This is a genomic window from Sphingomonas arabinosi (genome assembly GCF_036663715.1).
Lineage (GTDB): Bacteria > Pseudomonadota > Alphaproteobacteria > Sphingomonadales > Sphingomonadaceae > Sphingomonas.
In genome coordinates, this window is record NZ_JAXOJN010000001.1 from 107,864 (window position 1) to 122,141 (window position 14,278).

Consider the following 14,278-nt stretch of genomic DNA (forward strand, 5'->3'; position numbering starts at 1 on the left):
CCAATCGGCGTAAAGCGCGCCGTCCCATCAGGAGGAGCGCTCTGCGCGCCATGACGTCCGTAGCCGGAACACCCGAGACCGCACTCGTGCCCGAACACGCTGCCCAGCAGGCGGCGGGGCAGGCGTGCGCGCCATCGGATCTGTCCGCGGCGCATCTGCATCCGCATCCGGCGCTGGCCGCGCTGACGGTCGGCGCGATCGGCGTGGTGTTCGGCGATATCGGTACCAGTCCGCTCTACGCCTTCCGCGAGGCGCTCGGGCAGTCGTCCGCGGGCGGCATCGATCCGAGCGAGATCCTCGGCGTGCTGAGCCTCGCGCTCTGGTCGCTGTTCCTCGTGGTGACCGTCAAATACGTCATCTTCCTGATGCGCGCGGACAACCAGGGCGAGGGCGGCGTGCTGGCGCTGGCCGCGCTCGCCCGTCGCGCGCTCGGCATGCGGTCGAAGGTGGCGATCGTGCTCGGCGCGGCAGGCGCGTCGTTGTTCTATGGCGATGCGATCATCACGCCCGCGCTGTCGGTGCTGTCGGCGATGGAGGGCCTGCGGACGATCCCGAGCGCGGCGCATATCTTCAACGAGGGCGTGGTGCGCGCGCTGACGATCGGCATCCTGATCGCGCTGTTCCTGATCCAGGCCCGCGGTACGGCACAGGTGTCGAAGCTGTTCGGCCCGGTCTGTATCGTCTGGTTCGTCGCGATCGGCGCGCTGGGGATCTGGCACATCGCCGACGAGCCCTCGATCGTCCGGGTGTTCCTGCCGACCTACGGCGTCTCGTTCCTCGCGACGCACGGCGTGACAGGGCTGTTCGTGCTCGGCGCGGTGTTCCTGACCGTCACCGGTGCCGAGGCGCTGACCGCGGATATGGGGCATTTCGGCAAGCTGCCGATCCGCATCGGCTGGTTCTTCCTCGTCTTTCCGGCGCTCGCGCTGAATTATTTGGGGCAGGGCGCGTTCGCCTTGTCGCGGCTCGAGGATGCGGCGGCGCGGGGCGTGCCGTTCGTCAACCAGGACTGGTTCTTCCTGATGGCGCCCGAGCCATTGCGGCCGGCGTTGATCATCCTGGCGGGGTTCGCGACCGTCATCGCCAGCCAAGCGGTGATCACCGGCGCATTCTCGCTGACGCAGCAGGCGATCCAGCTCGGCCTGCTCCCGCGCTTGCGTATCCGCCAGACCTCGGCGGTGTTCGCGGGCCAGATCTACCTGCCGGCGATCAACTGGCTGTTGCTGATCGGCGTGCTGGTGCTGGTCGTGCAGTTCAAGACGTCGTCGGCGATGGCGGCGGCGTACGGCATCGCGGTCACGGGCACGATGGTGGTCACCACCTTGCTCGCGTATATCGTCGTGCGGCATCGGTGGAACTGGTCGCGGCCGCTCGCTCTGGCGGCGATCCTGCCGTTCCTGACGCTCGACCTGATCTTCTTCGGCGCGAACATCCTGCGCGTGATCGAGGGGGGCTGGGTGCCGCTGGTCATCGCCGCGTCGATCGGGCTCATCATCTTCACCTGGGTGCGCGGCAAGAAGATCGTCAGCGCGTTCGAGAAGCGGCAAAGCATCCCGCTGACCGACCTCGCCGCGGCGCTGGAGAAGCGTCCGCCGGAGCGCGTGTCGGGGACCGCGGTGTTCCTGACGGCGAACCCGCACGCGACGCCGGGCGCGCTGCTGCATAATCTGAAGCACAACAAGGTGCTGCACGAGCGCAACCTGATCTGCAGCATCCGCACGGCTGACCGGCCGTTCGTGGAAGAGTCCGCGCGCGCGAAGGTGGAGCGGGTGGACGACAATTTCTCGATCGTCGTGCTGACCTATGGGTTCATGGAGTCGCCCGACGTGCCGCGCGATCTGGGCGTTGGGAACAAGACCGAGCAGCTTGGGCTGGATCCGATGCGGACGTCGTTCTTTATCGGGCGGAATACGCTGAAGCCGGATGCGGAGAAGGGGATGCCGCCTTGGCAGGACCGGATCTTCATGTTCCTTCAGCGGAATGCCAGCGATCCGACGGACTTCTTGAGGATTCCGCCGGGGAAGGTGCTGGAGTTGGGCGAGCAGGTCACGGTCTGAACTCCAAGGGCGTTGTGGGGCACCGTTTCTAGCCTCATGCCCCTCTCCCTTCCGTCGCCTTTGGCTCCTCCCTCCCTCTCCCCGGAGGGGAGAGGGACAGTGCGCTCACCCCGCGAAGGCTTTCACTAGGTCGAAGAGATAGTCTCGGCCGTCGTAGAGCGATGCTACGCGGATGCGTTCGTTGAGGCCGTGGATGCCGCCCATGTCCTTGTCGATGAAGACGCCCGGCGCGCCGTAGACGGGGATGCCGATCGCTTCGAAGAAGATGCCGTCGGTCGCGCCGGTCGACATCATCGGCAGGATCGGGATGCCACGGAAGTGCTTTGCCGCGACCTTGGTCACCGGGCCCATGATCTTCGGGTCGAGCGTCGGCGGGATCGCGGTCGGGCGGACCGGCTGGTTGGCGGTCACCGTAACCTTCGCGCCGGCCAGTTCCTTCAGCTTGGCGAGCGTGCCGTCGACCGTCTCGCCGGGAAAGATGCGGCAGTTGACGTTCGCCGTCGCGCGCTGCGGTAGTGCGTTCTCCGCATGGCCGGCGTTCAGCAGCGTCGCCACGCAGGTAGTCCGCAAGGTCGAGTGCATCGCCTTGTCGCGGCTGACGATCGCGTCCGCCGTCTTGTCCTCCGGATTGGCGAGCAGCCGCGTGATCGCAGACCCCATCTCGCCCGGCATCGCCTTCGCGCTGGCCGCGAAGAACGCCTTGGTCGTATCGGTGAACTTCACCGGAAACTCGTAGCCCTGCACCGCCTTCACCGCGTCGGCGAGTTCGTAGATCGCGTTCTCGGGGATCGGTTGCGAGCTGTGGCCGCCGGGGTTGGTGGCGAGGAACGTGTAGTTCTGCGCGGCCTTCTCGCCGATCTGGATCGCCAGCAACTGGCGCTTGCCGGTGTCGTCGAGCCGCCCGCCGCCGCCCTCGTTCAGCGCGAACTCCGCCGCGATCAGGTCGGGCTTTTCCTTCGCCAGATACTGCGCGCCGTTCCATGCGAACGTGGTTTCCTCACCGCAGGTCAGCGCCAGCTTGATCGTGCGCTTGGGCTTGTAGCCGCCGGTCTTGAAGCGGATCATCGCGTCGGACCAGATTGCCGCCTGCGCCTTGTCGTCGACGGTGCCGCGCGCGTAATAATAGCCGCCTTCCTCGATCAGCTTGAACGGATCGCGCACCCAATCCTCGCGCTTGGCCTCGACCACGTCGAGATGCGCGAGCAGCAGCATCGGCTTGAGCGACGCGTCGGAGCCCTTCAGCACCGCGACCAGCCCGCCGTCCTTGGGATGCTCGGGCACCGAGAAATAGGTGATGTCGGCATCGGCATAGCCCGCCGTCTTCAGCCGCGTGCCGATCTGTGCCGCCGCCTGCGTGCAACTGCCGGCGGACAGCGTCGTGTTGGTCTCGACCAGTTCCTTGTAGAGGCCGAGGAACGCCTTCTGGTCAGGCCGCGACTGCGCCTGTGCCGAGATCGGTGTCGTCAAAATCGCCGCCGTAAGCAGCCAGCCAGTCGCGCGCATCGTCGTCCCCCTTGTTTCTGGACGAAGAGTTGCAGCGAACGCGCGCCGACGCAACCTCGACGCCACTGCGCTCAACGCCGCTCTCAGCGCCGGCGCGTTCCGCGGGGCGAGGCGAGTCGCACCTCGCGGTTGGCGAAATCGATGTCGACGCGACGGAACAGTTGCAGCACGTCCATTCCGAGCAGCATCGCGGGGCGGTCGGACAAGCCGAACTGACGGAACGGCGGCGCATCCGCGGTGGTGAACGCCACGGGCAGGTCGCCGAGCGTCAGGCTGCCGATCGAGACCCGGTCGATCGTCGTGTAGTCGGCAACCACGGTTTCGCCGGTGACGCCGGTCAGCGATACGGGTTGCAAGGCCCGTGCGCGGCCCAATGCCTTGCGCGCCACCTTCCGGCGGAGCGCGCCATTGGCCATGGTGACCGAGGTACCGGTATCGAGGATCACGCGGATGCGGATGCCGTTGCAATAGGCGTCGGTAACGACGAGCTGGCCGAACAGGCTGCGCGCGCGGATGACGATCTCGTCGGGCCCCGCGCGTTCGCGATTCTGTCGCCTGCGCGCGGGGGTGACGGTCATCGTCTTGGTGTCGAAGTCGATCGTCACCGCGTGATCCTGCAACGTGTCGATCCCGAGCAGCCCGCGTGCACCGAGGTTGATCGCGCTGATCGCGGGCGCCTCGATCGCCGCGCTGCCGATCACGCTGACTTTCAGCGAGGGGATGATGACGGTGCCGATGGCGTCGGATCCGGTCATGCCGGTGACACGGACGGTGCGGCCGGGCGCGAGGCCGAGCGTGGCGGCGAGCTCGCGCGAGATGACGGTGCGCTGTGCGCCGGTGTCGACGACGAAAGGGAATGGTCCCGCGCCGGCGATCGTGACCGGGACGGTCATGCGGGTTTCGTCTTCGGCGAACAGGAGTGTGGCGGGGTCGGGCTCTGTTGCCGATGCTGCACTTGGCGGGGGTGCAGCATTTTGTTGCGGGGGGACGGCGTCCTGGGCTCTGGCCTGGGCGGGGGCCTGGGCGGAAACGACTAGCAATAGAAGGGCTAGCCACCTGTGCATGCTGCAAATGCTGCGCTCATTTCAGGGTGCGCGCAACTACCGTTGTTAGCGGCGGACGGCCCCGAATGTTATGATGGTTATCGTAAGTTTGTTTCCCCGCGAAGGCGGGGATCCAGACTGGGCTCCCGCCTTCGCGGGAGAACAGGGGGGCGGTGGTTGTTGGGTTGGAACGTCGTTCGTTTCCGATCGGGCGGCGGTGGAGATTGCGGTGGAACGTGCGTCCGTTTCCGATCGGGATCGGCATGAGAGGCTACCACCCCGGCGGAGGCCGGGGCCCAGGTGGAGAGGTGGCAGTAATTTCGGACTGCCCTTCGTTAGCAGCGTTCACCAACTGGGCCCCGGCCTTCGCCGGGGTACAGCGATCTGGTGAGGGTGGGCGGTTCTTTGAAACGCCGAGGCGGTATTGCTGTGGCGTGTGAAACTGTTTCCCCGCGAAGGCGGGGACCCAGGCTGGGCTCCCGCCTTCGCGGGAGAACAGGGGGGTGGTGGTTGGGTTGGAACGTCGTTCGTTTCCGATCGGGATCGGCGCCATGTTTGCTTCCCCCCCGGCGAAGGCCGGGGCCCAATTGGGGGACGCTGCTAACTGTGGACAGTGCGCGATTATTGCCACCTTCCCAATTGGGCCCCGGCCTTCGCCGGGGTGGTGCGTTTGAGCGCGGCAGGGTGGTGCGTTTGAGCGCGGCAGGGTGGTGCGTTTGAGCGCGGCAGGGTGGTGCATTTGAGCGCGGCAGGGTGGTGTATTTGAGGGTGGCGGGGTGGTAATTTTAGGGTGCCGTGGTGGCAGGGTTCAAGGAGTCCGTGGTGGCAGGATCCAAGGGATCCGTGGTGGCGGGATTCACGGAGTCCGTGCCCGGCTCAATCCGGGCGCATGGCGTCGGCGATCATTGCTTCCGCCTCGATCAGGAGGGCGTCGTCCGAGGTGTTCGTCGAGATCTTCTCGCGGCCGATCAGCGTCAGGACCGGCACCGCGAGCGGCGTTACGCGCTCCAGGTCGACGTGGACCATCGTTGCCGCCGCGCGGTCGAGTAGTGAGGCGAGTCGTCCGACGTCGGTCATTCGCGCGCGTGCGTCCGCCCATGCCGCCTCCAGAAGCAGGTGCGTCGGTTCGTATTTTCGCAGCACGTCGTAGATCAGGTCGGTCGAGAACGTCACCTGTTTGCCGGTCTTGCGCTTGCCGGGATGCTGGCGCTCGACCAGTCCGCCGATCACGGCGACCTCGCGGAAGGCGCGTTTGAGCAGGTGCGATTGTTGTACCCATTCGACGAACTCGTGTTCGAGGATGTCGGCGGAGAACAATGCCGCTGGGTCGGTGATCTTTTCCAGCCCGTACACCGCCAGCGCGTAATCGTTGGCGACGAAGCCGAGCGGTTTCAGTCCCTGCGTTTCCATTCGGCGGGTGATCAGCATGCCGAGCGACTGGTGTGCGTTCCAGCCCTCGAAGCTGTACGCGACCATGTAGTGGCGGCCTTCGCGCGGGAAGGTTTCGACCAGCAGCTGGCCGGGTTCGGGCATCACCGATCGATACGCCTGCATCTCCAGCCACTCGCGCACATCGTCGGGGAAGCGCGCCCATGCGCCCGGTTGCGCGAGGAAGCCGCGGACGCGGTCGGCGAGGTTGGTCGACAGCGGCATCCGGCTGCCGCCATAGGTCGGGATCCGCGCGGGCTTCGATGTGGCGCGCACGACCAGATCCTCGAGGTCGATCTTCATCACCTCGAGGCTCAATCCGGCGAAGAAGAAGGTGTCGCCGTGGCTCAATTGGGCGGCGAACGCCTCCTCGACGCGGCCGAGTACGCGGCCGTTGCCGAACCGCACGTTGAGCATCGTCGCCTCGACGATGATGCCTGCGTTCAGGCGGTGCTGGCCGATGAATTTGGGATGGCTGACGCGCCACGTGCCGTCCGGATCCTTGGTCAGCCGCTTGAAGCGGTCATAGGCCTTGAGCGAATAGCCGCCGTCGCTGATGAAGTGCAGCACGCGTTCGAACGTCTCGGTCGGGAGCGCGGAATAGGGGAGCGCCGAGCGGATCTCGTCGAGCAGGTCCGCCTCGCGGAACGGCGCGGCGCACGCGCAGGCCATCACGTGCTGCGCGAGGACGTCGAGCGCGCCGACGCGGAAGATATCCGAATCGAGTTCGCCCACCTCGACCGCGTCGAGCGCCGCGCGTGCCTCCAGATATTCGAAGCGATTGCCCGGCACGATGATCGCCTCGGACGATTCGTCGAGCCGGTGGTTGGCGCGGCCGATCCGCTGCAACAGTCGTGACGATCCTTTCGGCGCGCCCATCTGGATCACGCAATCGACATTGCCCCAGTCGACGCCGAGATCGAGGCTGGACGTCGCGACCAGCGCGCGCAGTTTCCCCTCGGCCATCGCGTTCTCGACTTTCCGCCGCGCCTCTTTTGCGAGGCTGCCGTGGTGGACGCCGATCGGGAGATTGCCGGAGTTCACCTTCCACAGATCCTGGAAGATCAGCTCGGCGAGGCTGCGCGTGTTGCAGAACACGATCGAGGTCTCGTGCGCCTCGATCTCCGCCATCACCTGCGCGGCGGCATAGCGGCCCGAATGGCCCGACCACGGCACGCGGCCCTCGGGCAGCAAAATCGCGATGTTGGGGTCCGCGCCGGGCTCGCCGCGGACCATCGCGACCTGGTCGATGTCGCCATCGGGGGCGAGCCATGCGCGATAGCCGTCCGCATCCGCGACCGTCGCCGACAGCGCGACGCGGCGCATTCCCGGCGAAATCTTTTGCAACCGCGCCATGCACAGCGACAGGAGATCGCCGCGCTTGCCGGTGGCGAAGGCGTGGACCTCGTCGACGACGATCGTGCGGAGGGTCTCGAACATCGTGATGCTGTCGGGATAGCTCAGCAGCAGCGACAGCGATTCAGGAGTCGTCAGCAGAATCTGCGGGGGCTTGATCCGTTGCCGGGCCTTGCGGTCGGAGGGGGTGTCGCCAGTGCGGGTCTCGACGCAGATGTCGACGCCCATCTCGTCGATCGGCGTCAGCAGGTTGCGCTGTACGTCGACCGCGAGCGCTTTCAGCGGCGAGACGTAGAGCGTGTGGAGGCCGCCCCCTCCCTTGGTGGTCGGCGCCTCGATCAGCTCGGCGAGCGTGGGCAGGAACCCGGCGAGCGTCTTGCCCGCGCCGGTCGCCGCCACGAGCAGGGCATGATGCCCCGCACGTCCTTCGGCGAGCATCTCGCGCTGATGCCGCCGCGGCCGCCACCCACGCGACGCGAACCAGTTTTCGAGGGGAGGGGGGAGGTCGCTCACGGCCTGTTCACGCATCATCGCCATATGGGGGCGTTGCGCCGCACCGCTATGGACGCGGCGCAAACCGGCGGCACACTGCCAAGCCTCTCTTTGTGAAAGACGATCGGTGACGCTTCTTCGCTTTTTGCTGCCACTGCCACTGCTCGCTTTTCTTCCTTTCGCCAACGCCAGCGCCGCGACCAAGTCCTTCCTCGGCGCAGGGGGCACGGTGCGGCTGTCCTATGCGTCGGCCCTGACCCCGACCCGCAATTTCGCCGGGCGACCGCTGATGAACAGCGGTTGGCGGCAGGTGTGGGACGGTAGCCCGGTCGGTCGCGGCGTCGGCATCGTCCGGTTCTGGCAGGTCGCCAAGCCGAGCGATGGCCAGGGACAGGTGACCGAAATCGTCCAGGTCGGTTTCAGCCGCAGCGCCGCGGTCGTCGCGACCTGCGGCACGGCGGGACTGAAGTCGGGCAGCGGGCGCAGGCTGCCCGACCGGATGATCGGGGGCCATCGCTGGACGGTGTATTCGAACGGCGACGCGGGGATGAGCCAGCAGGTCCGCGCGACCAACCTGCGGACGGTCGTGAACGGCACCTGCTATACGATCGACCGCGTCACCTATTTGGTCAAGGCGGCCGGGCCGCCTGCGCGCAATGCGCCGGCTCAGGCGATCGCGGCGGCTCGGATGGATGCGATCGTGGCGACGGTGAAGGTCGGGGGGCGGCGGTAGGCTGGGCGCAGTAGGGCAGTAGGGGCGCGTGGCACCGCACTCGCGGGTCGCGCGTTATCAGCCCATGGCAAAACTCGGCGACTGGCTCGAACCGCATCCGCACGGCATTCTCGTCAAGCCGATCGACGCTTGGATCGACCCGTCGATCCCGACCGCGAAGGCGCTCGTGACGCACGGGCATGCCGATCACGCGCGCGGGGGGCACGAGGCGGTGTGGGCTACGCCGGAGACGCTGGCGATCATGGATGCGCGCTATGGTCCGCAGGCCGGCAACCCGGTCGCGTACGGCGAGACGATCCGGATGGGAGAGGTGGATATCGGCTTCGTCCCTGCCGGCCACGTGCTTGGGTCCGCGCAGATCGTGCTCGATTATCGCGGGGAGCGGATCGTCGTTTCGGGCGACTATAAGCGCCGCGCAGACCCGACCTGCACGCCGTTCGAACCCGTCAAATGCGATGTGTTCATCACCGAGGCGACCTTTGGCCTGCCGGTGTTTCGCCACCCCGATACCGGCGACGAGATCGACAAGCTGATCGCCGCCCTTCACGCGAACCCGGATCGTTGCGTGGTCGTGGGTGCCTATGCGCTGGGCAAGGCGCAGCGGGTGATCGCCGAATTGCGTGAGCGCGGGCATGAGGCGCCGATCTACATCCACGGCGCACTGCAAAAGTTGTGCGACCTGTACGCTGAGCATGGCGTGCGGCTCGGCGAACTGCTGCCGGTGGCCGACGCGAAGAAGGCGGATATGGCGGGGCATGTCGTGATGTGTCCGCCGGGGGCGCTCAACGATCGCTGGTCGCGGCGGCTGCCCGATCCGATCACCGCGATGGCGAGCGGGTGGATGCGCGTAAGGGGGCGGGCGCGGCAGAAGAACGTCGAGCTGCCTCTGATCCTGAGCGATCACGCCGATTGGGACGAACTCACCACGACGCTGACCGAGATCGCGCCGCAGGAGGTGTGGGTCACGCACGGGCGCGAGGATGCGCTGGTCCATTGGTGCATGACCCGCCAGATCAAGGCGCGCGCGCTGGCGCTGGTGGGGTTCGAGGACGAGGACGACTGAGGCCGCCGTCCCGTCACACCGGGCGTAGTTCTCCGGAGAACGGCGGCGACGGCGGCGTCTTGCGCCACGGCAGCGCGCGTCCCTCGACCAGCGAGCGCCATGCCCATTCGACCGGGGCGATGTCGAATTTCCGCACATAGGCGTTGGCGAGCAGCAACAGGCCGATGTTGACCGCCAGCGCGGTCGCCATGAGTCCGGCCCAGCCGAGCGTGCCGTACAGCGCGAACCCGAAGGGCGGGAACAGGATCCACAGGCAGACGATCGTCTGGAGAATGTAGATCGACAGCGCGGTGCGCCCGGCCGCGATGAACGGCCGCAACAGCGTGGCGCCGAACCCGGTGCCGAGCAGCAGGCATACCGCGCCGATATGGCCGAGCGTCATCGCCTCGCGCGCGACCTCGGCGGTGGCCCAGATCGTCTTTGGCGCACCATCGAACCGCGTCTGTTCGATCGCGCCGACGATCCGCAGCGGGATGCCGACCGCATAGGCGATCAGCGTCATGCGAAGGTAGAAGCCGCGCGATCGTGCGCCTTGCAGGATGCCGAGCCTGTAGAGCGCGGCACCGATCAGCATGACGCTGACGGCTTCCCAGAAGACGATCAGCTCGAACCCCTGCGACTGGAGATCGGCCGTGACGCGCCACTGCATCGCCGCCCACGTCGCGAAGCTGCCGGTGCGCGCCTTGTCCTCCGCGACGACCTTCGCAAGGCCTTCGGCCTTGCTCTTCGCGCGTTTGGCGTCGCCGGTCGCGACCTTGGCGAGCAGCTTCCGGTCGTCAGCGGTGACCGGTCGACCGGCGGCACGGGCGGCGGTGATCGCCGCGGCCTGCGAGCGCTGTTGCACCGTCTGGTAATAGCCGAAATAGCCTGCGCCACCGAGTTGCGCGACGGCGGCGACCAGCCCGATCGTGATCAGCCAGCGCGGGCGCATCCGCCGGAACAGGAACGCGGCCAACGCGGCGATCGCATAGCTGTGGAGGATGTCGCCGGGCCACAACAGGATGAAGAGGTGGACGATGCCGAACCCGAGCAGAAGCACGTTGCGGAGATAATAGCGCTTCATCACGACGCGCTTGCCGACGCTCAGCGCGGCGCGATCGGTCAGGATCACCATCCCCGCGCCGAACAGCAGTTCGAGCATGCAGCGCGCGGTGCCGTTGGCGATCACTTCGCGGAGCCACCAGGCGACCTGATCGGCCTGACTCCAGCCGAGATGCCGAAAATCGCCGAACGACGCCCAGAGCGAACCGCCCATGTCGTTGATGTTCATGAACAGGATGCCGAGGATCGCGATCCCGCGCAGGATGTCGAGGACCGCGATACGCGGCGCGCCGTCGGGCTCCGTCGCCTGAAGTATCGTCGGTTCGGCTGCCGTGGCGGCTAAGTCGCGTGTGGCTTGGTCGTGCATCGTTCTGGGCCCCCCCGAGATGACAGGCCCGACGCTAGGCCGATCGCGACGAAAGGCAAGCTCAGCCAGCACCCTCTAGTGTACGGGCCCGGCGGCGTTGTACCGAACTTCCGATCCCCAGTGCTTCGCGGTACTTGGCGACGGTCCTGCGTGCGATGTCGAAGCCTTTGGCGTTTAGCAGGTCGACCAGCGTGTCATCGGACAGGATCTTCGTGCCCTCGGTGTCGATCAGCGCGCGGATCGCGGACTTCACCGCCTGCGCCGACACTGCCTCGCCGCCGTCCGCCGATTGGATCGCGCTCGTGAAGAAGTATTTCAGCTCGTAAAGGCCGCGCGCGCAAGACACGTATTTGTTGCTCGTCACACGGCTGACGGTCGATTCGTGCATCTCGATCGCGTCGGCCACCTGGCGCAGCGTCAGCGGCCGCAAGTGCGCGACGCCCTTCAGGAAGAACGCCTCCTGCTGCTTCACGATCTCGGTCGCGACCTTGATGATCGTGCGCTGGCGCTGGTCGAGCGCCTTCACCAGCCAGTTCGCGCTGGCGAGGCAATCGCTGAGCCACGCCTTCGAAGCCTTGTCCTGCTGCCCGCCCGACAGCTCGGTGTAGTAGCTGCGGTTGACGAGTACGCGGGGCAGGGTGGTGGCGTTGATCTCGATCGCCCAGCCTGCCTTCGTGCGCGCCACGAAAAGGTCGGGCGTCACCGACTGCGACGGCTCGCCGCCGTAGCGACAGCCGGGTTTCGGATCATAGCCGCGCAGTTCGCGGATCATGTCGGCCATGTCCTCGTCGTCGACGTTGCACATGCGTTTGAGCCGGGTGAGTTCGCCGCGCGCGAGCAGGTCGAGATTGTCGATCAGCCGCGCCATGCAGGGGTCGTAGCGGTCGGCTTCCTTGGCCTGCAACGTCAGGCATTCGGCGAGATCGCGCGCGCCGACGCCGGTCGGGTCGAAGGTCTGGATCGTCGCCAGCACGCCCTCGACGCGGACCAGCGGCACGCCGAGCCGGTTGGCGATGTCGAGCAGCGATATGGTGAGATAGCCGGTCTCGTCGATCTGATCGATCAGGTGCGCGGCGATGAACGCATCCTCGCGGGGGATCGCGGGACCGGCCTGAGCGAGGAGGTGATCGGCGAGGCTGAGGCTAGTATCCGCGAACGCGTCGAGATCGGGGCCGTCCTCGCCGCCGATGCCGCCCGCGCTCGCGCCGGTCATCGACAGCGCACCGTCCATCCCGCTGCCGCCGTCGGCGACGCTGTCCTGCTGATGGCTTTCGGTGGCGTAGTCGACGTCGAGCGTCGGTTCGTCGCCTGCGCCGGTGCCGGAAACGAGTTCGTCGGCTGCGACGCGTTCGTCGCGGGCTTCGGGGACGGGGTCGCGGTCGGGGGCGTCACTGTCCTCGGCGGCGCTGGCTTCGAGGAGCGGGTTGCGCTCGACTTCCTCGGCGATGAACCCCTCGATTTCCAGGTTCGACAGCGCCAGCAGCTTGATCGCCTGCTGGAGTTGTGGGGTCATCACCAGCGACTGCGACTGGCGGATGTCCAGGCGAGGGGCGAGGCTCACTAAATCCTCCCCTGCAAGGGGAGGTGGCGGCGCGAAGCGTCGACGGAGGGGGCTCGCGTCAGACGCTGCGTTTGCGGGGCGCCCCCTCCACCAGCTCCGCTGGTCCCCCTCCCCGTGCCGGGGAGGAATGGATGCGCGAGCCTTTCCATAAACCTAAAGCGAGAAGCCTTCGCCGAGATACAACCGCCGGACGTTGGCATCCGCGACGAGTTCCGCGGGCGAGCCGGAGAACAGCACGCGGCCGTCGTAGATGATGTAGGCGCGGTCGACGATTTCCAGCGTTTCGCGGACGTTGTGGTCGGTGATCAGCACGCCGATGTCGCGGCGCTTCAGATCCTTCACCAGATCGCGGATGTCGGCGATCGAGATCGGATCGATGCCCGCAAACGGCTCGTCGAGCAGCATGATCGAGGGATCCGCCGCGAGCGCGCGGGCGATCTCGGCACGACGCCGCTCGCCACCCGACAGCGCCATCGCCGGGGCCGTGCGGAGGCGGGTGAGGCCGAATTCCTCGAGCAGCGTGTCGAGCTTCCGCTGGCGCGCCGCCTTGTCGGGCTCGGACAGTTCAAGCACGGTCAGGATGTTCTTCTCGATCGTGAGGCCGCGGAAGATCGACGTTTCCTGGGGCAGATAGCCGAGGCCCAGGATCGCGCGCCGGTACATCGGCAGCTTCGTAATGTCCTCGCCGTCGAGCATGATGCGGCCCGAATCCGGCTTCACGAGACCCATCACCGAGTAGAAGCAGGTCGTCTTGCCCGCGCCGTTGGGCCCGAGCAAGCCGACGACTTCACCACGCCCGACCGACACCGACACGTCGGTCAGCACGACGCGCTTGTCGTAGGATTTCGCGATCGAGACGACCTGGAGCCCGTTGCTCACCGGCGGCTCGGAAATCGGCTCTACGTCCTCGATCGGGGGCAGCGTGGTGGCGTCCATGGGATCAGGCCCTCGCAAAAGTCAGTCGCCGAACGCTCGGCGTTGATGATGTCGCCGAACCTCGGGGGTTTGGCAGGAAACATGCAGGAGCGCGCCGCCGGAGGGAAGCCCCTGCAATACGCTCGCGCGTCAGTTGCGCTTGGGGACCGAGAAGGTGCCGGTCACGCGACCGCCGGTCTGCGTGACGGTGCCACCGTTCGCGGTCGATCCGCTCGCGCTGCCCCCCGCGACCGACGATCCGTCGATCACCGAACGGCCGGTGTCGAGATTCATCGTCAGGCGCCCGCCGTTCACGGTGTTGCCGGCTTGCGTCAGCGTGACCGCGCCGAGCATCGTGATGACGCGGCGGTTGAGGTCGTAGATCGCGTACTGGCTGCGCGCCGTCTGGTCGGGACGCTTGACGATCACGCCGCCCGACGCGTCGAGCCGCGAGACCTGCGGGTTTCCGCCGATCACCTGGCCGGTATAGGCGACCGTCATCCGCGCCGAATTGAGCGTCATCTCGGCCTGCTTGACCGCGACATTGCCCGACAGGATGGCGCGGTTCGCCTTGTCCTGAAGCTCGATATGATCCGCGCCGAAATCGATCGGGGCGTTGGAATTGTGCGACTGCTGCGCGACCGCGGTCGTGGAGAGCAGGACGGCGGTTATCCCCATGAGGATCCGACCGGCGAAGATAGGGGAAGCGCGCATGGCGG

The 14,278-nt window shown here is 66.9% G+C and carries 10 protein-coding genes; 3 read left to right on the forward strand and 7 right to left on the reverse strand.

Annotated elements, in window-relative coordinates; genetic code table 11:
* Nucleotides 1-50: 50 nt before the first annotated feature.
* Complete coding sequence (locus U1708_RS00510) at nucleotides 51-2,057, forward strand: potassium transporter Kup (protein WP_332741664.1); 2,007 nt, start codon at nucleotides 51-53, stop codon at nucleotides 2,055-2,057.
* Between the two features lie 105 nt (nucleotides 2,058-2,162).
* Here the strand turns inward: U1708_RS00510 and U1708_RS00515 are convergent, their stop codons facing one another.
* The 3 genes from U1708_RS00515 to U1708_RS00525 all read right to left on the reverse strand — a co-directional run bounded on the left by U1708_RS00515 (nucleotide 2,163) and on the right by U1708_RS00525 (nucleotide 7,900).
* Nucleotides 2,163-3,560 (reverse strand): M20/M25/M40 family metallo-hydrolase, encoded by a 1,398-nt coding sequence (locus U1708_RS00515; protein ID WP_332741666.1) that lies wholly within the window; start codon nucleotides 3,558-3,560, stop codon nucleotides 2,163-2,165.
* 83 nt (nucleotides 3,561-3,643) lie between these two features.
* Entirely contained in the window at nucleotides 3,644-4,453 is an 810-nt protein-coding gene (locus U1708_RS00520; protein ID WP_332741668.1) for an aspartyl protease family protein, read from the reverse strand.
* 1,026 nt (nucleotides 4,454-5,479) lie between these two features.
* The gene (locus U1708_RS00525) at nucleotides 5,480-7,900 is read right to left on the reverse strand and encodes a ligase-associated DNA damage response DEXH box helicase (RefSeq protein WP_332741670.1); all 2,421 of its coding nucleotides are present in this window, start codon (nucleotides 7,898-7,900) and stop codon (nucleotides 5,480-5,482) included.
* A 106-nt stretch (nucleotides 7,901-8,006) separates the two neighbouring features.
* On the opposite strand from U1708_RS00525, the gene U1708_RS00530 reads away from it, so the two are divergent.
* Together U1708_RS00530 and U1708_RS00535 are read left to right on the forward strand one after the other, a co-directional pair.
* Nucleotides 8,007-8,612, forward strand: a complete 606-nt coding sequence (locus U1708_RS00530) for a hypothetical protein (RefSeq protein ID WP_332741672.1) — start codon at nucleotides 8,007-8,009, stop codon at nucleotides 8,610-8,612.
* A 64-nt stretch (nucleotides 8,613-8,676) separates the two neighbouring features.
* Nucleotides 8,677-9,675 (forward strand): ligase-associated DNA damage response exonuclease, encoded by a 999-nt coding sequence (locus U1708_RS00535; protein ID WP_332741674.1) that lies wholly within the window; start codon nucleotides 8,677-8,679, stop codon nucleotides 9,673-9,675.
* A 13-nt stretch (nucleotides 9,676-9,688) separates the two neighbouring features.
* Here the strand turns inward: U1708_RS00535 and U1708_RS00540 are convergent, their stop codons facing one another.
* The 4 genes from U1708_RS00540 to U1708_RS00555 all read right to left on the reverse strand — a co-directional run bounded on the left by U1708_RS00540 (nucleotide 9,689) and on the right by U1708_RS00555 (nucleotide 14,273).
* Entirely contained in the window at nucleotides 9,689-11,083 is a 1,395-nt protein-coding gene (locus tag U1708_RS00540; RefSeq protein ID WP_332741676.1) for a DUF418 domain-containing protein, read from the reverse strand.
* Between the two features lie 61 nt (nucleotides 11,084-11,144).
* Nucleotides 11,145-12,644 (reverse strand): RNA polymerase factor sigma-54, encoded by a 1,500-nt coding sequence (gene rpoN / locus U1708_RS00545; protein WP_332741678.1) that lies wholly within the window; start codon nucleotides 12,642-12,644, stop codon nucleotides 11,145-11,147.
* A 153-nt stretch (nucleotides 12,645-12,797) separates the two neighbouring features.
* Nucleotides 12,798-13,580: an LPS export ABC transporter ATP-binding protein gene (gene lptB, locus U1708_RS00550; protein ID WP_307088231.1), complete on the reverse strand. Its 783-nt coding sequence runs from the start codon at nucleotides 13,578-13,580 to the stop codon at nucleotides 12,798-12,800.
* A gap of 129 nt (nucleotides 13,581-13,709) precedes the next feature.
* The gene (locus U1708_RS00555; RefSeq protein ID WP_443029901.1) at nucleotides 13,710-14,273 is read right to left on the reverse strand and encodes an LptA/OstA family protein; all 564 of its coding nucleotides are present in this window, start codon (nucleotides 14,271-14,273) and stop codon (nucleotides 13,710-13,712) included.
* Between the last annotated feature and the right edge of the window lie 5 nt (nucleotides 14,274-14,278).